17 protein-coding genes are annotated in these 19,084 nt (G+C 55.8%); 7 read left to right on the top strand and 10 right to left on the bottom strand.

What is annotated here, in order from left to right; translation table 11 throughout:
* Positions 1-338: 338 nt before the first annotated feature.
* Genes hemG through pepQ form a run of 4 tightly spaced genes read right to left on the bottom strand, consistent with a single transcriptional unit; the run spans position 339 to position 4,324 of the window.
* On the bottom strand, positions 339-872 hold the full coding sequence (hemG, locus tag NNN71_RS04770; protein WP_271457991.1) for a menaquinone-dependent protoporphyrinogen IX dehydrogenase: 534 nt from the start codon (positions 870-872) through the stop codon (positions 339-341).
* Positions 873-884: 12 nt separating this feature from the next.
* On the bottom strand, positions 885-2,336 hold the full coding sequence (trkH, locus tag NNN71_RS04775) for a Trk system potassium transporter TrkH (RefSeq protein ID WP_064546515.1): 1,452 nt from the start codon (positions 2,334-2,336) through the stop codon (positions 885-887).
* 42 nt (positions 2,337-2,378) lie between these two features.
* Positions 2,379-2,993, bottom strand: a complete 615-nt coding sequence (locus tag NNN71_RS04780) for an IMPACT family protein (protein WP_271457992.1) — start codon at positions 2,991-2,993, stop codon at positions 2,379-2,381.
* Positions 2,993-4,324 (bottom strand): Xaa-Pro dipeptidase, encoded by a 1,332-nt coding sequence (gene pepQ / locus NNN71_RS04785; RefSeq protein WP_271457993.1) that lies wholly within the window; start codon positions 4,322-4,324, stop codon positions 2,993-2,995. Before pepQ ends, NNN71_RS04780 begins: the two co-directional genes overlap by 1 nt.
* Before the next feature lie 191 nt (positions 4,325-4,515).
* On the opposite strand from pepQ, the gene fadB reads away from it, so the two are divergent.
* The 6 genes from fadB to NNN71_RS04815 all read left to right on the top strand — a co-directional run bounded on the left by fadB (position 4,516) and on the right by NNN71_RS04815 (position 13,692).
* On the top strand, positions 4,516-6,705 hold the full coding sequence (gene fadB / locus NNN71_RS04790; RefSeq protein ID WP_163448200.1) for a fatty acid oxidation complex subunit alpha FadB: 2,190 nt from the start codon (positions 4,516-4,518) through the stop codon (positions 6,703-6,705).
* A 9-nt stretch (positions 6,706-6,714) separates the two neighbouring features.
* Positions 6,715-7,878 (top strand): acetyl-CoA C-acyltransferase FadA, encoded by a 1,164-nt coding sequence (fadA, locus tag NNN71_RS04795; protein ID WP_064546509.1) that lies wholly within the window; start codon positions 6,715-6,717, stop codon positions 7,876-7,878.
* A gap of 346 nt (positions 7,879-8,224) precedes the next feature.
* Positions 8,225-9,571, top strand: a complete 1,347-nt coding sequence (locus NNN71_RS04800; protein ID WP_223803513.1) for an FAD-dependent oxidoreductase — start codon at positions 8,225-8,227, stop codon at positions 9,569-9,571.
* A gap of 9 nt (positions 9,572-9,580) precedes the next feature.
* Positions 9,581-10,876, top strand: a complete 1,296-nt coding sequence (locus tag NNN71_RS04805; protein WP_223803514.1) for a hypothetical protein — start codon at positions 9,581-9,583, stop codon at positions 10,874-10,876.
* 9 nt (positions 10,877-10,885) lie between these two features.
* The gene (locus NNN71_RS04810; protein ID WP_271457994.1) at positions 10,886-13,036 is read left to right on the top strand and encodes a hydantoinase/oxoprolinase family protein; all 2,151 of its coding nucleotides are present in this window, start codon (positions 10,886-10,888) and stop codon (positions 13,034-13,036) included.
* 8 nt (positions 13,037-13,044) lie between these two features.
* Positions 13,045-13,692, top strand: coding sequence for a hypothetical protein (locus NNN71_RS04815; RefSeq protein WP_271457995.1), 648 nt, complete (start codon positions 13,045-13,047; stop codon positions 13,690-13,692).
* A 33-nt stretch (positions 13,693-13,725) separates the two neighbouring features.
* Here the strand turns inward: NNN71_RS04815 and fre are convergent, their stop codons facing one another.
* A complete protein-coding gene (gene fre, locus NNN71_RS04820) occupies positions 13,726-14,427 on the bottom strand; it encodes an NAD(P)H-flavin reductase (protein WP_064546498.1) in 702 nt (233 codons plus the stop codon).
* Positions 14,428-14,513: 86 nt separating this feature from the next.
* Positions 14,514-15,992 (bottom strand): 4-hydroxy-3-polyprenylbenzoate decarboxylase, encoded by a 1,479-nt coding sequence (gene ubiD / locus NNN71_RS04825; RefSeq protein ID WP_065357458.1) that lies wholly within the window; start codon positions 15,990-15,992, stop codon positions 14,514-14,516.
* A 162-nt stretch (positions 15,993-16,154) separates the two neighbouring features.
* Between ubiD and rfaH the strand changes: the two genes are divergently transcribed.
* The gene (rfaH, locus tag NNN71_RS04830) at positions 16,155-16,643 is read left to right on the top strand and encodes a transcription/translation regulatory transformer protein RfaH (protein WP_163448192.1); all 489 of its coding nucleotides are present in this window, start codon (positions 16,155-16,157) and stop codon (positions 16,641-16,643) included.
* Between the two features lies 1 nt (position 16,644).
* Here rfaH and tatD read toward each other — a convergent pair whose 3' ends face one another.
* Genes tatD through tatA form a run of 4 tightly spaced genes read right to left on the bottom strand, consistent with a single transcriptional unit; the run spans position 16,645 to position 19,016 of the window.
* Positions 16,645-17,439, bottom strand: a complete 795-nt coding sequence (gene tatD / locus NNN71_RS04835) for a 3'-5' ssDNA/RNA exonuclease TatD (RefSeq protein ID WP_271457996.1) — start codon at positions 17,437-17,439, stop codon at positions 16,645-16,647.
* A 27-nt stretch (positions 17,440-17,466) separates the two neighbouring features.
* Positions 17,467-18,231, bottom strand: a complete 765-nt coding sequence (tatC, locus tag NNN71_RS04840) for a Sec-independent protein translocase subunit TatC (protein ID WP_064546487.1) — start codon at positions 18,229-18,231, stop codon at positions 17,467-17,469.
* Between the two features lie 2 nt (positions 18,232-18,233).
* Positions 18,234-18,758 (bottom strand): Sec-independent protein translocase protein TatB, encoded by a 525-nt coding sequence (gene tatB / locus NNN71_RS04845; protein WP_167577151.1) that lies wholly within the window; start codon positions 18,756-18,758, stop codon positions 18,234-18,236.
* A 3-nt stretch (positions 18,759-18,761) separates the two neighbouring features.
* Positions 18,762-19,016, bottom strand: a complete 255-nt coding sequence (gene tatA, locus NNN71_RS04850; protein WP_064546483.1) for a Sec-independent protein translocase subunit TatA — start codon at positions 19,014-19,016, stop codon at positions 18,762-18,764.
* Positions 19,017-19,084 lie beyond the last annotated feature (68 nt).

Genomic DNA, 19,084 nt, shown 5'->3' on the forward strand with positions numbered 1-19,084 from the left:
AGAGACTTGGTATTCATTTTTCGTCTTGCGACGTTAAGAATCCGTATCTTCGAGTGCCCACACAGATTGTCTGATAAATTGTTAAAGAGCAGTTGCGACGCGCTTTAGCGCTCTGTCGCGAGGTGGCGTATATTACGCTTTCCTCTTTCAGAGTCAAGCGTTTATTTCGCTTTTCTCTGTCGAGATTCTCAGGAGAATCCTCGCTGACCCGGCGGCTTGTTTGCCGTTGTTCCGTCTCAGTGGGGCCGCATTATAGGGAGAAATTGAGAACCCGCAAGCAGAAATATAAAAAAACTTTTCGTTCGCTCATTTTCCAGGCAATGCGCCGAATTCACGCCCTATTTGTGCGAAAGTCGCGCGATTTCTTTGGCAAAATCGGCCACCTGCCCCCAATTGGTATAAACCACTTCTTTACTGGTATCCGTTTCACCACCGGTCATCTTCATAATGAGACGAATCATGAAGCGATCGAACCAGCCGTAGCGTGGATAACGCAGCGCCCCGGCAAAAACCGCGCAGGCATCCGGCTGCCATGGCGAACGTAACAGGAACTTACGTGTATAGCTGTTCGTCTGCGGTGAACGTTTCTCCGGCTTACGCGCCACCAGGTTCACCGCGAAGAAAGCGCTCGGTATCGCCTGCAGCGCCGCCGCATGTTTTTTCACGAAGCGATCAAGGGCAGGATGAAAATGCCCATAGCGAATAGACGCACCAATAATGACGCGATCGTACTGCGTCCAGTCGACATGATCCGTCCGATTCAGATCCACCATTGCCGTCTCGACGTCCAGCTCACTCAGTTGTGAACAGAGATAAGCAGCGATTTCGCGCGTCTGCCCATCACGGGTAGAAAAGAGCATTAATGTTTTCAACGCTGACTCCTGTTATTCGCGCCAGAATGTTGGGGTAAACAGCACCAGCAGCGTAAAGACTTCCAGACGACCAAACAGCATGTTCGCGATCAGGATCCACTTCGCCACCGGGTTCATGCTGGCGAAGTTATCCGCCACCACGCCCAGCCCAGGCCCCAGGTTATTAAGCGTCGCCACGACGGAAGCAAACGCCGAGAAATCGTCGACGCCGGTGGCGATGATCGCCAGCATGCTAATAATGAAGACCAGCGCGTAAGCGGAGAAGAATCCCCATACGGCTTCAAGAATACGTTCTGGCAGCGCACGGTTGCCGAGCTTAATGCTATAAACCGCATTCGGGTGGACGAGGCGCTTCAGCTCACGGTTCCCCTGCTTGAACAGCAACAGAATACGAATCACCTTCAGACCACCACCGGTTGAACCGGCGCAACCACCAATAAATGCCGAACACAAAAGAAGAACCGGCAGGAATAGCGGCCAGCGCGCGATGCTATCGGTCGTAAAGCCGGCGGTAGTCGCCATCGACACCACCTGGAAGAAGGCCTGGTTGAGCGTCGTGACCGCCGAGGCATAGATATTATGGAACCACAGCACCAGCGTACAGATCACCACCAGCGTCAGCTGCACACCGATAAACATACGGAATTCCGGGTCGCGCCAGTACACCTTCAGGCTCCGCCCGCTTAATAAAGAGAAGTGCAGGCCGTAGTTACAGCCAGAGATCAGCAGGAAGATGGCAATAATGGTGTTGATGGTTGGACTATCAAAGAAACCCACGCTGGCATCATGCGTCGAGAAGCCGCCGATCGCGATAGTGGCAAAACTGTGGCCGATCGCATCAAACGCCGGCATCCCGGCAAACCACAGTGCCAACGCGCAGGCTACGGTCAGCAGAACATAGATAAGCCACAGGGTTTTCGCCGTTTCAGCGATACGCGGGCGCATCTTGTTGTCTTTTAGCGGCCCGGGCATTTCGGCTCTATAGAGCTGCATCCCCCCGACGCCGAGGATAGGCAGAATCGCCACCGCCAGCACAATGATCCCCATCCCACCGAACCATTGCAGCATTTGCCGATAGAAGAGTATCGCGTGAGGTAATGAATCCAGCCCCACCAGCGTGGTCGCCCCGGTCGTGGTTAAGCCCGAGAACGATTCAAAGAACGCGTCGGTCACCGTCAGGTTCGGCTGCTCGGAGAATATAAACGGCAGCGCACCCACGCTGCCCAGTACCGTCCAGAACAGGACGACAATCAGAAAGCCTTCGCGCGATTTCAGCTCGCGTTTTTCACGACGGTTTGGCCACCACAGCAGGGAACCAATCACCAGCGCGACGAAAAAGGTCTGGGTAAATGCGCGCCCGGCGCCATCGCGGTAAATCAAAGCCACTAATCCCGGCAGGATCATTGTCCCCGAGAATAAGATGACCAGAAGTCCAACAATTCGAGTAATGGCACGAAACTGCATGTCCGGCGCGTCCTTTGATAATCAATAAAGTCAGGAGGGGGATTATTCGTCAATCGCTAACAAATGCAATGAACCACGGCTAAAATCGGCCAGCCTTGCGGAAAAATCCGCCACTTTCGCCTGCGGAAGCGCCACGCGAAGCTGTACCGAGGCCTGATAGTCGCTGTCGACTATCAGGCCCGCATATTGCTCCACCAGCCCCTCAACGCCCGCCAACTGTCCGTATTCGCATAGCAAAGTATATTCGGTTAACGGCGTTTTGATCTCCGTCGACAGCAGATTCAGTGCCTGCTGCACCCCACCGCCATAGGCTTTCACCAACCCACCGGTGCCCAATAAGATACCGCCGTAGTAGCGCACCACTACGGCGGTAATTTCACCGATGCCGCTGCCCATCAGCTGAGCCAGCATCGGTTTACCGGCCGTGCCCGCCGGTTCACCGTCATCAGAGAAACCCAGTTGCTGCGAGTCGTCCGGCCTACCCGCTACCCACGCCACGCAATGGTGACGGGCATCCGGGTGTTCAGCGCGAACCGACTCGACGAACGCTTTGGCCGCTTCCACCCCGTCGGTATGTGCCAACAGGGTGATAAAACGGCTCTTCTTGATCTCTTCAACGAAGGTGACCGGCTCCGCCGGTATTCGCCAGCTTTCCATTACGCCAGCTTCAGGTCACGCGTCATATTTTCGATGTTGTTCTCGTGGATCACCACGTTATCTTCAATACGAATGCCGCCAAACGGCTTCAGCGCTTCGATTTTCTGCCAGTTGAAGTGCTTGCTGAACTGGCCTTCGCGCCACGGCGCAAGCAGTGATTCAATGAAGTAGATACCGGGCTCGATGGTCAACACCATGCGCGGCTCCAGCACTCGGGTACAACGCAGATACGGATATTTGGACGGCGCTGCCAGGTGGGTACCGCTATCATCCTGCATAAAGCCCCCAACATCATGCACCTGCAGACCTAGCGGGTGACCAATACCGTGTGGCATAAATGGCCCGGTCAGATCGTTCTCGACCATTGCTTCTTCGCTCATGTCGGTGACGATCTGATGTTTACGCAGCAGTTTGGCAATGCGCTGATGGAACTGAATGTGGTAATCCACATAGCTGGTCCCCGCTTTCATGGTGGCGATCAGCGCCAGTTGCTCGGCGTTGACGTCTTTTACCAGGTGCGCGTAGTCGTTATCGCTGTGCGCAGCCCAGGTACGGGTCAGGTCAGCGGCATAACCGTTGTATTCCGCGCCTGCGTCCAGCAGGAAGCTGCGCATTTCCGATGGCGCGCGGTGATCCAGCTTGGTGTAGTGCAACACAGCCGCATGTTCGTTCAGTGCCACGATGTTGCCGTACGGTACATCGGTATCACGGTGGCCGGTAGCGGTCAGATACGCGAGGTTGATATCAAACTCGCTCATGCCGGAACGGAACGCTTCTTCCGCCGCACGGTGGCCATTAACCGCCATCTTCTGCGCTTCGCGCATGCACGCCAGTTCGTAATCTGTTTTATAGGAGCGATAGTAGTGCAGGTAATCAATAACCCCTTTCGGGTTAATGTTGTTCGCCGCAATACCTAAGCCCAGCGCACGCTCCGGAACCGGACCGATATAGCCGATATTGTCACGGGCAGCGGGCAGTTGGCTGCCGATACCGTCTGCTTTCGGCAGTGCGATAACCTCAACATCCTCCGTCCAGAATGAGGTCGGCAGGGGTTCAACGTTATGCCAGTAATCGACCGGCAGGTAGAACCACAGCTTAGGTTTATTGACGCCGTCCACCAGCAGCCAGCAGTTAGGTACCTGAGTCACGGGCACCCAGGCTTTAAACTGCGGGTTAACCTTGAACGGGTACGCGTGGTCATCCAGAAAAACATTCATCAGCTCGCCAGAGTGGATAAGCAGCGCATCAAGCTTAAAACGCTCGAGTGCGTTACGCGCCCGCTCTTGTAAGGTAACAATATGATTTTTATAAAGTGCGGCCAGTGATTCCATTATTTACCCTTCTGAATTTATTGCCCTTTAGTCCCCGCATAGTAGCACACCTCATTGATCCTGCGTGATTTCCCCCGGACGTGATCCGACCAGCAAATATTTAAAGTCTTATTTGCATTTATTTAACACAAAATACACACTCGAGTTTATCTGGTATGACCAGATCATATTGCTGGATTCAGGAGACTGACATGCTCTACAAAGGCGACACCCTGTACCTCAACTGGCTGGAAGATGGCATTGCCGAACTGGTGTTCGATGCCCCTGGCTCAGTTAACAAGTTAGATACCGCAACCGTAGCCAGCCTCGGCCAGGCGCTCGACGTCCTCGAAAAACAAAAAGAGCTGAAGGGGCTGCTGCTGCGCTCTGAAAAGGCGGCCTTTATTGTCGGCGCGGATATCACCGAATTCCTTTCGCTGTTCCTGGTACCAGAAGAACAGTTCAGCCAGTGGCTGCATTTCGCCAACAGCGTGTTTAACCGTCTGGAAGATCTGCCGGTCCCGACGATTTCCGCCGTTAACGGCTATGCGCTGGGCGGCGGCTGCGAATGCGTACTGGCGACCGACTATCGTCTGGCCACGCCTGACCTGCGCATCGGCCTGCCGGAAACCAAGCTGGGCATTATGCCGGGCTTCGGCGGCTCCGTGCGTCTGCCGCGTCTGTTAGGAGCCGACAGCGCGCTGGAAATCATCGCCGCCGGTAAAGACGTCGGTGCCGAACAGGCACTGAAAATCGGTCTGGTCGACGGCATCGTTAAACAGGAAAAACTGTTCGACGGCGCGCTGGCGGTCCTGCGTCAGGCGATTAACGGCGACCTCGACTGGAAAGCAAAACGCCAGCCGAAACTGGAACCGCTCAAGCTCAGCAAAATTGAAGCCACCATGAGCTTCACCATTGCTAAAGGCATGGTGATGCAAACTGCGGGCAAACACTATCCGGCGCCGATCACGGCGGTGAAAACCATCGAGGCGGCGGCCCGCTTTGGCCGCGAAGAAGCGCTGAATCTGGAAAACAAAAGTTTTGTTCCACTGGCCCATTCTAATGAAGCCCGTGCGCTGGTCGGTATTTTCCTCAACGACCAATACGTAAAAGGTCAGGCAAAGAAACTGACCAAAAACACCGAACCGCCGAAACATGCTGCCGTGCTTGGCGCGGGCATCATGGGTGGCGGGATCGCTTACCAGTCCGCCTGGAAGGGCGTGCCGGTGATCATGAAGGATATCAATGAAAAATCGCTGACTCTCGGAATGACGGAAGCCAGCAAGCTGCTCAACAAACAGCTGGAGCGCGGCAAAATCGACGGTCTGAAGCTGGCCGGAGTGATCTCCACCATTCAGCCGACGCTGGATTACGCCGGTTTTGATCGCGTTGACGTGGTTGTTGAAGCCGTCGTGGAAAACCCGAAGGTCAAGAAAGCGGTGCTGGCAGAAACCGAGCAGAAGGTGCGCCCGGATACCGTGCTAGCTTCTAACACCTCGACCATTCCCATCGGCGAGCTGGCCGATGCGCTGGAACGCCCGGAAAACTTCTGCGGCATGCACTTCTTTAACCCGGTGCACCGTATGCCGCTGGTTGAGATCATCCGTGGCCAGAAAACCTCAGAAAGCACCATTGCGAAAGTCGTCGCCTGGGCGAGCAAGATGGGCAAAACGCCGATCGTGGTCAACGACTGCCCCGGTTTCTTCGTCAACCGCGTGCTGTTCCCGTACTTTGCTGGCTTCAGCCAGCTGCTGCGCGACGGCGCGGACTTCCGCAAGGTTGATAAAGTGATGGAGAAACAGTTCGGTTGGCCGATGGGTCCGGCTTATCTGCTCGACGTGGTGGGTATTGATACCGCCCACCATGCACAGGCAGTCATGGCAGCCGGTTTCCCGCAGCGTATGCAGAAAGATTACCGCGACGCTATCGACGCGCTGTTTGAAGCAAGCCGCTACGGCCAGAAAAATGGTCTGGGCTTCTGGCGCTATAAAGAAGACAGCAAAGGCAAGCCGAAGAAAGAAGAAGATGCTGCAGTGGACGGCCTGCTGGCCGACGTTAGCCAGCCGAAGCGCGACTTCAGCGACGACGAGATTATTGCTCGTATGATGATCCCGATGGTCAATGAAGTGGTGCGTTGCCTGGAAGAAGGCATCATCGCCAGCCCGGCGGAAGCCGATATGGCGCTGGTCTACGGCCTGGGCTTCCCTCCGTTCCACGGTGGCGCGTTCCGCTGGCTGGATACGCTTGGCAGCGCGAAGTATCTCGATATGGCTCAGCAGTATCAGCACCTTGGCCCGCTGTACGAAGTACCGGCCGGTCTGCGAGACAAGGCGCGCCATAACGAAGCGTATTATCCCCCGGTTGAGCCAGCCCGCCCGGCTGGTGAGCTGAAAACGGCTTAAGGAGTCACGATGGAACAGGTTGTTATTGTTGATGCAATTCGTACCCCGATGGGCCGCTCGAAAGGGGGCGCGTTCCGTAACGTGCGTGCGGAGGATCTCTCCGCGCACCTGATGCGTAGCCTGCTGGCGCGTAACCCGGCGCTGGAAGCGGCGGCCATCGACGACATCTACTGGGGCTGCGTACAGCAGACGCTGGAGCAGGGTTTTAACATCGCCCGTAACGCGTCTCTGCTGGCGGAAATCCCGCATTCAGTACCGGCAGTCACCGTTAACCGTCTGTGTGGTTCCTCAATGCAGGCGCTGCACGATGCGGCGCGGATGATCATGACCGGTGATGCGCAGGTCTGTATGGTCGGCGGCGTAGAACACATGGGCCACGTGCCGATGAGCCATGGCGTTGATTTCCACCCGGGGATGAGCCGCAATGTGGCGAAAGCCGCGGGGATGATGGGCCTGACGGCGGAAATGCTTTCCCGTATGCACGGCATCAGCCGTGAAATGCAGGATGCCTTCGCCGCGCGTTCCCACGCCCGCGCCTGGGCAGCCACGCAGTCCGGTGCCTTTAAGAATGAAATCATTCCTACCGGTGGCCACGATGCGGATGGTGTGCTCAAGCAGTTTAACTACGACGAAGTGATCCGTCCGGAAACCACCGTTGAGGCGTTATCCACTCTTCGTCCCGCGTTTGACCCAGTTACCGGTACCGTGACCGCAGGGACCTCTTCCGCTCTCTCCGATGGCGCCTCTGCCATGCTGGTGATGAGCGAAAGCCGCGCCCGCGAGCTGGGATTAACCCCGCGCGCGCGCATCCGCTCAATGGCGGTGGTCGGCTGCGATCCGTCGATCATGGGCTACGGTCCGGTTCCGGCCTCAAAGCTGGCGCTGAAAAAAGCGGGTCTGAGCACAAGTGATATCGATCTGTTTGAGATGAACGAAGCCTTTGCCGCGCAGATCCTGCCGTGTATTAAGGATCTGGGGCTGATGGAGCAGATCGACGAGAAGATCAACCTCAACGGTGGCGCGATCGCCCTGGGTCACCCGTTAGGCTGTTCCGGTACGCGCATCACCACCACCCTGCTTAACCTGATGGAACGCAAAGACGCTCAGTTTGGTCTGGCGACAATGTGTATCGGTTTAGGTCAGGGGATCGCGACGGTTATCGAGCGCGTATAAAAAAACGCGCCCCGGAAACTGGGGCGCGCAGTATATCGCTATTGTAGGCCGGGCAAGCGAAGCGCCCCCGGCAAATAACGCCGGATGGTGACGCAAAACGTCTTATCCGGCCTACAACACAACAAAGTTTAGTTGCCGTTCTTCCCGCCTGTCAGGGGCGGGTTTTTTACCTATCGCACGGTGCGAAATAGTAATGAAAAATGTAATAACATCATTTAAATCAGTCAATTACATTTATAGCTAAATTCGCGAACGTCCTCACAATCTCCCCTGTCTCATCTGTACAGAAAGGCATCGCCACGTGCAGGATTGCCCGCATCGAATAATATTTATTCAAGGTGATGTTATGGAAAACATTGATGTAATCATTGTTGGCGGTGGGTTCTCCGGCTGTATCGCCGCCATCGCCGCCGCGCGCAACCAAGCCAGGACAGTGGTCGTTGAAGCCAGCGCCTGCCCAGGCGGATCGCTAACCACCAATGGCGTGAATCCGATGATGACCTTTCATGCCGGTGATAATCAGGTTATCCGCGGTATTACGGAAGAACTGATTTCGCGGCTCAAACGGCAGGGAAAATCCCCTGGACACCTCCCGGACCCAAGCCGTTTCACCCCCACCTACACACCGTTCGACGCCGAAGCGATGAAGCACGAACTGGAGCTGATGATTACCGAAGCCGGAGGCCAGATTCTCTACCATGCCATGCTCGCGGATGTATCTCAGTCCGACAGACGGCTACACGGCATTACGGTTTGCACGCAGTCCGGACTCATGCACCTCAGCGGTAACATGTTCATCGACGCCAGCGGAAACGCTGCGCTGGCGGCAAAAGCGGGCGTTCCACTGGACAAAGGTCGCCCCTCCGATGGCAAAGCGCAGCCGATGACAATGACCATGAAAATGGTCAACGTTGATCGGGAAAAGCTCCGCCGCTATATGCTGGCGAACATCGTTACGCTGAATAACCACTACCAGAGAGACTGCATCGAACTCGCCCCCCGACTCGCCTGCCATGGTTTTGTGGCTGAATTTGCCGCCGCTAAGGCTGCTGGGGAGCTCGATATCCCGCGCGAAGACGTGCTGATTTTTGAAACCAATACGCCCGGTGAGTTTGTTTTCAATACCAGCCGTATTCTTGACCACGACGCCACCGACCCCTGGAGCCTGAGCGATGCCGAGTTTATCGGCCGTCAACAATGTCGACAGCTAGAACAATTTGCCCGCAAGCGGCTTCCCGGTTTTGAGCAAGCAACCGTTGTCCAGACCGGTCCCAGCGTTGGTATCCGCAGCTCGTGCCAGATTCAAGGCTGCTATCAGCTCACCGCCGACGACCTGCTGGCGCAAACTCGCTTCGCCGACACCATCGCAATATCAGGCTACCCCATTGATATTCACAGTCCTGACGGCGAAGGAACACAGCATGGCAAATTGCCCGAAGGGGGGATGTACGGTATTCCATGGCGCACACTGATTACCCCATCACTGGATAACCTGATCGTGGTCGGCCGCTGTATATCCGCCACTTTTGAAGCCCAGGCGGCCATTCGCACGACCCCGACCGTTGGCGCTATCGGTCAGGCAGGCGGCATCGCCGCAGCCCTCTCGGTACAGCAACGGCTCAGCGTCCATCAACTTCCCATCGCCCAGTTGCAGGATACCATTCGCCAGCAGCACGGATATCTCGACTTTTAAGGACCCGCTATGGAGACGTTATATCTCATCCAGGTTTGTGCATTATTGCTGATCTTCCTGCTTTTCTCCGGGCTGATGATGAGCCGCAGAATGCCCGCGATTCTGGCACTGCCGCTGATGGCTATTCTGATGCCGCTGGTCGCGGGCGTTCCACTTTTCAGTAAGGACCCAACGACCTACACGATCGCCAATAACGTTCTGACTCAGGGCTCGCTGCGCCTTGGCGCAACCATCATGGCGCTGATTTTTGGCGCCTGGTTTGGCGAAGCGCTGAAAAAAGTTGGCATTACCGAAGCGCTGGTACGTAAAGCCGCAGAGCTATCCGGTGACAAACCTCTGGTGATGGCGATTATTTTCTTCGCCATTAGCACCGTGATTTTCTCCTCCAGCGATGGCCTCGGTATGGTGATTCTGGTCGGTAGCATTGTCATTCCCATTTTGCTGACCGCCGGTCTGTCGCCAATGTCCTGCTGCGTTGTGCTGCTCTCTTCTCACTCTATCGGCGGTCTATTCTCCGTCGGCAGTTGGGCGATGATGCACGATTTATACGGTATTCCCATCGCCGACATCGTCCGTTACACCATGCTGTTTATTATCCCGCCAACGGTGGTGTATCTGGGGATGGTTATCTGGCTGGTCAAACGCGACGCTGTAGTGCGTAAAGCCTGGGCAATGCCAACTACCGAAACGCTGGGTGAGCGTAAACGTATCAGCGATATTGCACTGATCTCCCCCCTGGTGCCCGTCGCGCTGATCTTCTGTTTTAGCCTTGATGTCATACCGGCTATCTGCCTGAGTCTGTTGATTTGTCTGCTGCTGGCTCGCCCCAAACGCCCCACGCATGTGCTGGTCGGCAGCCTTATTGAAGGGATTCAGAATGTGGCGGGAGCCATCGGTTTAATGGTCGGAATTGGCATATTACTCAATGCGGTGACCGCGCCGCAGGTCAGTGCGTTGCTCAAACCGCTTATCGGCGGGATTGTCCCCGGCTCGATGTGGATGTATATCCTGCTCTTTTCCCTGCTCAGCCCGCTCGCGCTCTATCGCGGCCCGCTCAATAGCTACGGTCTTGGCAGCGGCATCGGCGTCTTGATGATGCATGGCGGACTCTCTCCGCTGGCCACCATGCTCGCACTACGGGCGACATCGCTGGTACAGGGGCTTTCCGATCCCACCAATACCCACAACGTCTGGGCTTCTGACTTCACTAAGGTCGACGTAAACAGCATTCTGCGCCAGACCCTGCCGTGGGCGATGGTCGCAGTACTGATCTCCATGGTTATGGCGGGCGTCATCGCCTATTAAGGAGCCGCTATGGCGACAAAAAAATACCGCATCGGCATTGATGTGGGTGGCACATTTACGGATGCAGCGGTCATTGATAACGACACGTTTGAACTGGTCGCGAAAAAAAAGATCCCCACTACGCACCATCATCCGCATGGCGTAGCGCATGGCATTATTGTCATCATTCAGCAGTTGCTGGCGGAAAACCACCTTTCACCGCAGGAAGTCAGCTTTATCGCCCATGGTACCACGCAGGCAACCAACGCCTTGCTGGAGGGGGATGTCGCCAAAGTGGGTATTCTGGCGATGGGCAGCGGCCTGGAGGGTAAAAGCGCGCGCAAAGAAGCGACGATTGAGAATATCCCTCTGGCGAACAACAAGTATCTTCAGACCTGCAATTGCTTTCTCGACACCCGGCAAATGGACGATAACACGATTCGGGCTGCGATTGACGAACTGCGCCACCAGGGGGCGGAGGTCATTGTTGCCTCTGAAGCCTACAGCGTAGACGATCCCCGCAATGAGCTACGCGTCATGGCGCTCGCCACGCAAATGGGGCTTTGCGCCACCGCCGGGCACGAGATTAGCCAACTGTACGGTTTGAAAACTCGCACCCGTACCGCCGTGGTCAATGCCAGCCTGATCCCCCGCATGCTGGAAACAGCCAATATGACCGAACAGGCGATAAAGGCCGCCGGTATTAGCTCGCCATTGATGATCATGCGCTGTGATGGCGGGGTGATGAACATTGACGAAGTCCGTAAACGCCCCATTCTGACTATGCTATCAGGACTGGCCGCTGGCGTGGCTGGCGCGCTGATGTATGAGAAAGTCTCCGACGGCATTTTCTTTGAGGTTGGCGGCACCAGTATTGATATCTCGGTGATCAAAAACGGTAAAGTCATGATTCAGAATGCCCAAGTCGGCGGGCATCGCACCTACCTGCGTTCACTGGATGTGCGCACGCTGGCGATTGCGGGCGGCAGCATGATCGTTGTCGAAAATGGTAGGCTCGCCATGACCGGTCCGCGCAGCGCGCACATTGCAGGGTGCGATTACGAATGCTTTGCCGCAGAAGGAACCTTCGATAACTCGCCTACGCTTGAGTTTATCGCCCCACTGCCCGGCGACCCGCCAACCTATGCAGCCATCCAGACCTCTCAGGGCAAGCGTTACGCACTAACGCTGGCGGGTGCCGCGAACCTGCTGGGCTATATTCCCGCCGGTGATTACGCTGCGGGAAACCAGACCTGTACACGGGCTGCCTGGCAACTCCTGGGCCAATCGCTGGGGTTAAGCGCAGAGCAGACCGCGCGTCAGGCGCTGGATATCGCCATCGCCAACGTGATGGTTGTGGTGGATGAAATGATACGGGAGTACCAGCTCGATCGACACTTCATTACTCTGGTCGGCGGCGGAGGGAGCGGGTCTGTGCTGATACCGGCAATGGCGGAGAAAACCGCCATGAAATACAATCTCGCCCGCAACGCGCCCTATATCTCAACTATCGGCGTTGGCATGGCGATGGTGCGGGAGACACTGGAAAAAAGCGTCGTAAACCCTGATGACACTGCGATCAAAAAAATTCGCGCGGAGGTGCTGGAGCGCATTGTGCAATCAGGCGCAAACGAAGCGACAGTCGATATCAGCATTGAAATTGATCAACAGAAAAACATCCTGCGCGCCATTGCCACTGGCGCCACCGAACTTCGACACAAAACCGCGTTGAATAAAACGCTGTCCGTCGAACAGCTACGGCAGATCGCCGCTGAATCCGTCAACCTTGAAGCTCACGCCATGATCATCACCTGCCAGACCGGGCGCTGGTCATTGTTCTGCGGCACCTATGAGAAAAAAAGCTGTTTTGGCCTACTGAAGAAACGAATCGCCCGCCTGAGCGTTGTCGACCGGGAGGGCGTTGTACGTCTGAAAAAGGAGAACGCCAATTGGCTACTTTTCCAGCGCGGAGAAATCGCCTCGCACTTCGCCGAGTTTATTGATAACAACACGCGCTATTCCGAGGCCAATGCCGCTATCCCCCGCGCATATCTCTTCTGGAAAGAAAAGATGCTCGACCTGAGCGGTATGCAAACCAAAGATCAGATGTTGTCGATTATCGAGATGGAGTTGGAAATGGAAGAGCCGCAGCAATCCATCGTCGCGATTGCCTGGCAATAAGGAGAGAAATGGAAGCGGAACACCGCGATCGGGCGCTCGCCTGGTTGGATCTGCGGCGCGATGCCGTATTCAACAAAATACCCATCGCCAGGCGTCGCTATTATTTAGAGCACGCGCTGGCGGCGGGCGAAAAAGCGGCAGCTAATCTGCCGCATCGGGATCTTGAGCGGCTATACGCGGAAAATGACATCAGTATCAAACTGGCAACGCACGGCGGCGTCTTTTTTAGCGCCCGCTTACGCGCTCAACTGGAGTACAGCAAAGCTCAGCGCCGACGCCAGGTGACGTTATATCAGCCCTCCCTGGACAGCCTACGAGCCAGCTGCGCGCAAATGGGATACGCCATGAGCGAACGGGAAATTATCCATATTCACCTCGCTCACGAATTCTTTCATTTTCTTGAGCATCACCATTATCAACCCGTGCCCGCCACGCTGGACAAAGTCTGTCATTTTGCGTTTGGCCCCTGGCGTAGCTATACAACGGTTATGGCCACTTCGGAGATTGCTGCCCATCGATTTTGCCAGCATCTGAACGGTCTGCCGTTTTACCCGAGCTGGTTTGATTGGCTATGGTTAATTGATAACGGTAAATGCACTGCGCAACAACGAGATGCGCTGCTGGCAGCAGCGTGGAACGAACTACAGCAAATATGACAAGGCCGATTCATCGAACCGGCCTGAGGAGCGTTAAATAAACGCAAACGCATCGCCGAACAGGCGGTCTTCACGCGCCTGACGTTCATTGCAGAACAGGTCACGCGCGATTTTCGCCATTTCAAAGCGGCCAGCGATATAGATATCGTGCTCCGCCAGCGTACCGTAGTCCTGCAGCACCGCAGTGAGCACCGTACCAGAACGCCCACGCCACTCTTCTTCAGGCTGCTCAACCACCGGCACCACGCGCAGGTTAGGATGATTCACCGACAGTGCTTCCAGCTCGGAGAGATCGTAAAGATGCTTCTCTTCGCGGCCACCCCAGTAGATCGCCACGTCGCGATTCGGGTTACGCGCCAGCGCGGTCAGCAGAATGGAGCGTACGTAGGAGAAGCCCGTACCGCCGGCAATCAGCACCAGCGGACGATCGTCTTCATCACGTAACCAGGCCTCGCCGTGCGGGATATCTACCACCACTTCGCGGTCTTTGAGGATGCGGTCCATCACGGCCATTGCGTACAGGTTCAGCTCAGAAGCACCAATGTGCAACTCGATAAACGCCTTTTCATCCGGCGTTGAGGCCATGGAGAACGGACGCTTATCGCGCTCGTCCATCACCACCATCAGATACTGTCCGGCACGAAATGAGAAGGCAGCTTCGGGTACTAAACGAACGCGATATACCGTATCGGTAATGGCATCCACCGAGGTCACTTTACAGCTTAAGGTTGTCATGCGCTCCCTCTGTCGGGTCTTTTCCCCCATCCTCATTCACGCGGTCGGCGCAACGCCCACGGCGTGAAATCTTCCGGGGTGGGTTATCATTTATTGTCGGAAAATATGGCCAGCTCGTCCCAGATCTCATCAATACGCGCCGTAACGGCGGGATCTTTCTTAATTGGACGGCCCCATTCGCGCTGGGTTTCCCCAGGCCATTTGTTGGTGGCGTCCAGCCCCATTTTCGACCCCAGGCCGGAAACCGGCGAGGCGAAATCCAGATAATCAATCGGCGTATTCTCTACCAGCACGGTATCCCGCGCGGGGTCCATACGAGTAGTGATCGCCCATATCACATCGTTCCAGTCACGCGCGTTGACGTCATCATCGCAGACAATCACGAATTTTGTGTACATAAACTGGCGTAAAAACGACCACACGCCCATCATTACGCGTTTTGCGTGCCCAGCATACTGTTTTTTCATCGTCACGACGGCAAGGCGATATGAGCACCCTTCCGGCGGCAGATAAAAATCAACGATTTCCGGGAACTGCTTTTGCAAAATAGGCACGAAGACTTCATTCAGCGCTACGCCCAGCACCGCCGGCTCATCCGGCGGACGCCCGGTATAGGTGGAGTGGTAAATCGCGTCTTCACGCTGGGTAATGTGGGTGACGGTAAACACCGGGAAGCTGTCCACTTCGTTGTAGTAACCGGTGTGATCGCCATAGGGGCCTTCCGGCGCCATTTCGCCAGGCTCAATGTAGCCTTCGAGGACAATCTCGGCGCTGGCTGGCACTTCCAGATCGTTGGAAAGACACTTCACCACTTCCGTTTTCGTCCCGCGTAGCAAACCCGCGAACGCGTACTCAGAAAGCGTGTCCGGTACCGGCGTCACCGCGCCAAGAATGGTTGCCGGGTCTGCGCCCAGCGCGACCGATACCGGGAAACGTTCGCCCGGATGTGCAGCGCACCACTCCTGGAAATCCAGCGCGCCGCCGCGATGCGACAGCCAGCGCATAATTAATTTGTTTTTGCCAATCACCTGCTGACGATAGATGCCCAGGTTCTGCCGCTCTTTATGCGGACCACGGGTCACCGTCAGACCCCAGGTAATGAGCGGTGCCGCATCTTCCGGCCAACAGGTCATCACCGGAATGCGCGAGAGATCGACATCGTCGCCGGAGAGAACTTTCTGCTGGCAAGGCGCGCCGCGCAGGCGCTTAGTCGGCATGTTCAACACCTGTTTGAACTGCGGCAATTTGTCGAACAAGTCGCGGAAACCTTTTGGCGGCTCCGGTTCCTTCAGGAAGGCTAAGAGTTTACCCACTTCACGTAACGCGCTGACGTCTTCCTGCCCCATACCCAGCGCCACGCGCTTGGGGGTGCCGAACAGGTTGCACAGCACCGGCATGTCATAACCTTTAGGATTTTCAAACAGCAGCGCTGGCCCACCCGCACGCAGGGTGCGATCGGCAATTTCGGTAATTTCCAGATGGGGATCAACCGGGAGGCTAATACGTTTTAGTTCACCCTGCTGTTCGAGTATGGTCAGAAAGTCGCGTAGGTCATGGTATTTCATGGGGTAATTCTTGGCCTCCTGGTAAGCGCCTTAGTATACGGCGAATGGTCCTTCGATGCTGTATTTTTGTTAAATTAGCGTGAATTAAAGCTGTCATAATCAACATCGCGATCTGCCCGCACTTTTGCTATGCTTCCGCGCTAACGAGTGGAAAGAGTCATTATGCAAGCCTGGTATTTACTGTACTGCAAACGCGGGCAACTTCAGCGCGCCCAGGAACATCTTGAGAGACAGGCGGTAAACTGCCTGACGCCGATGATCACCCTGGAAAAAATAGTGCGCGGCAAGCGCACCTCGGTTAGTGAGCCGCTGTTCCCGAACTATCTGTTCGTGGAATTTGACCCGGAGGTGATTCACACCACCACAATTAACGCCACCCGCGGCGTCAGCCATTTTGTCCGCTTTGGGATGAGTCCGGCAACCGTGCCATCTTCGGTCATCCATCAGCTCTCAATCTATCAACCTGATGATATCACCGACCCGGAAACACCCTATCCGGGCGACAGCGTGGTCATTACCGAAGGTGCGTTCGAAGGGCTGAAGGCCATCTTTGCCGAGCCTGACGGCGAAGCACGCTCTATGCTGCTGCTTAACCTGCTGAACAAGCAAATTAAGCAGAGCGTCAAAAACACCGATTTCCGCAAGGCCTGAACTAAAAGTCGATCTTCAATAGCCGTTTGGCGTTACTGTCCGTAACGGCTTCCAGCCACTGTGCGTCTTCCCCACGCCATTCGGCCACGCGTGACAGAATATGCCGTACGTAGGCCGGCTCGTTACGACGCGATGCCGGTTTCGGCGTCATGTCGCGCGGCAACAGATACGGCGCATCGGTCTCCAGCAGCAGGCGATCCGCGGGGATCGTCGGCAGCAGTTCTCGCAGTTCCTGACCGCGACGCTCATCGCAGACCCAGCCGGTGATGCCAATCATCAGGCCCCGGTCCAGGCACTGCTGCGCTTCTTCACGCGTGCCTGTAAAGCAGTGCAACACTGCACCCGGCAAATGGTCGAGCCACGGCTCCAGCAGCGCGAGGAAACGCTCGTGAGCATCGCGGCAGTGCAAAAATACCGGCATACCCAGCTCGGCGGCCATCGCCAACTGAGCGCTAAACGCGATTTCCTGCTCGGCTGGCGTGGAGAAGTTGCGGTTGAAGTCCAGGCCGCACTCGCCCACAGCCACGACTTCGGGCTTGTTCACCAGCGCATAGATGGCGTCCGCTACCTCCGGCGACCAACTGCTGCTGTCATGTGGATGAACGCCTGCCGTTGACCAACAGCCTTCAAAGCGTTCCGCTAGCCGCTGTGCTTCTTCGCTCTCATGGCGGTTGGTTCCGGTCAGCAGCATGCCGTGCACGCCCGCGGCCCGTGCTCGCGCGACCACCTCATCACGATCGCGCGCGAACTGTGAACTGGTCAAGTTAACACCGATATCAAACATCCTTGCCCCCATATGACAACCGCCCTTACGGGCGGTTGGTTATTCTTCAGTTTGTTCCGCTTCCGCGTCTTCGTCACGCGTGAGTCGCTTGCCCGCGTAGAAACGAGAGAAGAAGACCCCCACTTCAAACAGACAGTACATCGGGATAGCCAGCAGCGTCTGCGAGAACACGTCCGGCGGCGTCAGCAGCATGCCGACCACAAACGCGCCAACCAGCACGTAAGGGCGCTTCTTGCGCAGATCGTCCGGCGTGGTCACGCCGACCCAGCACAACAGAACGATAGCAACGGGCACCTCAAACGACACGCCGAAAGCAATAAACAGCGACATGACAAAATCGAGATAGCTCTTGATATCCGTTGAGACCAGCACCCCTTCCGGCGCGGTATGCGTCAGGAAGCCAAAGGCCAGCGGGAACACCACAAAGTAGGCAAACGCCATGCCGATATAAAACAGCAGGGTGCTGGACACCAGCAACGGCACCACCAGACGACGTTCATGCTTATACAGCGCAGGGGCAACAAACGCCCATACCTGGTACAGAATAACCGGCGCGGAGAGGATCAGCGAAACCATAAAGGTCAGCTTGATCGGCGTGAAAAACGGCGATGCCACGTCGGTGGCGATCATCGTCGCGCCAACCGGCATCTGTTTAATCAGCGGCGCGGAGACCAGCTGATAGATATCGTTGGCGAAGTAAACCAACGCCAGGAAAATGACGAGAACCGCGATGATGCAGTTGAGCAGGCGCTTGCGCAGCTCAATCAAATGAGCGATCAGCGGTTGAGTATCTTCTACGCTCATGTTTACGATTTATCACTCGATGCGGGGGAGGATTCAGGAGCAGCGGCAGCAGAGACTTTCTCTTTCTCTGCCGGTTTCACCACCTCGGACTCCGGTACTTCGGCAGGCTTAGCCACCGGCTCTTCAGCGTGCGTCGCCTGCGGTTCAGCCGCCTGCGATGGCTCAACGGCTTTATCCTTCGCCACCGGGTTATGGATGGTATTGGCCTCGTCGCTCGCCTTTTCAGGATCATGCATCGAATAGGACCGTTTCATCGACTCAGCCGCTTCACGCAGTTCATCCATGGAAGCCTTAAGTTCAGGCGTCAGGCTATCCAGACTTGCTTTCTCCACTTTCTTCAGGCTGTCCTGAAACTCCTGGAGTTTAAGCTCCTGCGTCAGCTCATTTTGTACGGTAGTCGCCAGCGAACGCAGCGCCCGAATCCAGCCCACCACCGTTTTCACCGCTACCGGCAGACGTTTTGGCCCCAATACAATGAGGCCAATAACGAACACCAGCAGCAGTTCACTGAAACCAATATCAAACACGAATTACACCTGCTCGTTGTCGTGGCGTTTCGCTTCGTCTTTCTTTGCACTTTCCTGCTTATCAGCAATTGATTTTGCAGTGAAATCTGCATCCTGGTCCGCTTTAGGTTTGGTGTCGTCTTCATCACTCATGGCCTTCTTGAAGCCTTTGATGGACGAGCCTAAATCGGAACCCAGCGAGCTCAGCTTTTTAGTCCCGAAAAGCAGAACTACGATAACGACGATAATCAGCAACTGCCAAATACTAATACCACCCATACATGTTCCTCTGATAGATGATGAATTAATCAGCGCGCATTATACGTTATGCGGCGCCCTGTTAGCGA

It is taken from the genome of Kluyvera sp. Awk 3 (assembly GCF_028069715.1).
In the GTDB taxonomy this organism is placed as follows: Bacteria; Pseudomonadota; Gammaproteobacteria; order Enterobacterales; family Enterobacteriaceae; genus Kluyvera; species Kluyvera georgiana_A.

What these genes read in the sequence shown, in the direction of transcription:
- trkH (WP_064546515.1), bottom strand. Translation starts at nt 2,336, where the DNA reads ATGCAGTTTCGTGCCATTACTCGAATTGTTGGACTTCTGGTCATCTTA.
- NNN71_RS04780 (WP_271457992.1), bottom strand. Translation starts at nt 2,993, where the DNA reads ATGGAAAGCTGGCGAATACCGGCGGAGCCGGTCACCTTCGTTGAAGAG.
- pepQ (WP_271457993.1), bottom strand. Translation starts at nt 4,324, where the DNA reads ATGGAATCACTGGCCGCACTTTATAAAAATCATATTGTTACCTTACAA.
- fadB (WP_163448200.1), top strand. Translation starts at nt 4,516, where the DNA reads ATGCTCTACAAAGGCGACACCCTGTACCTCAACTGGCTGGAAGATGGC.
- fadA (WP_064546509.1), top strand. Translation starts at nt 6,715, where the DNA reads ATGGAACAGGTTGTTATTGTTGATGCAATTCGTACCCCGATGGGCCGC.
- NNN71_RS04800 (WP_223803513.1), top strand. Translation starts at nt 8,225, where the DNA reads ATGGAAAACATTGATGTAATCATTGTTGGCGGTGGGTTCTCCGGCTGT.
- NNN71_RS04805 (WP_223803514.1), top strand. Translation starts at nt 9,581, where the DNA reads ATGGAGACGTTATATCTCATCCAGGTTTGTGCATTATTGCTGATCTTC.
- NNN71_RS04810 (WP_271457994.1), top strand. Translation starts at nt 10,886, where the DNA reads ATGGCGACAAAAAAATACCGCATCGGCATTGATGTGGGTGGCACATTT.
- NNN71_RS04815 (WP_271457995.1), top strand. Translation starts at nt 13,045, where the DNA reads ATGGAAGCGGAACACCGCGATCGGGCGCTCGCCTGGTTGGATCTGCGG.
- fre (WP_064546498.1), bottom strand. Translation starts at nt 14,427, where the DNA reads ATGACAACCTTAAGCTGTAAAGTGACCTCGGTGGATGCCATTACCGAT.
- ubiD (WP_065357458.1), bottom strand. Translation starts at nt 15,992, where the DNA reads ATGAAATACCATGACCTACGCGACTTTCTGACCATACTCGAACAGCAG.
- rfaH (WP_163448192.1), top strand. Translation starts at nt 16,155, where the DNA reads ATGCAAGCCTGGTATTTACTGTACTGCAAACGCGGGCAACTTCAGCGC.
- tatD (WP_271457996.1), bottom strand. Translation starts at nt 17,439, where the DNA reads ATGGGGGCAAGGATGTTTGATATCGGTGTTAACTTGACCAGTTCACAG.
- tatC (WP_064546487.1), bottom strand. Translation starts at nt 18,231, where the DNA reads ATGAGCGTAGAAGATACTCAACCGCTGATCGCTCATTTGATTGAGCTG.
- tatA (WP_064546483.1), bottom strand. Translation starts at nt 19,016, where the DNA reads ATGGGTGGTATTAGTATTTGGCAGTTGCTGATTATCGTCGTTATCGTA.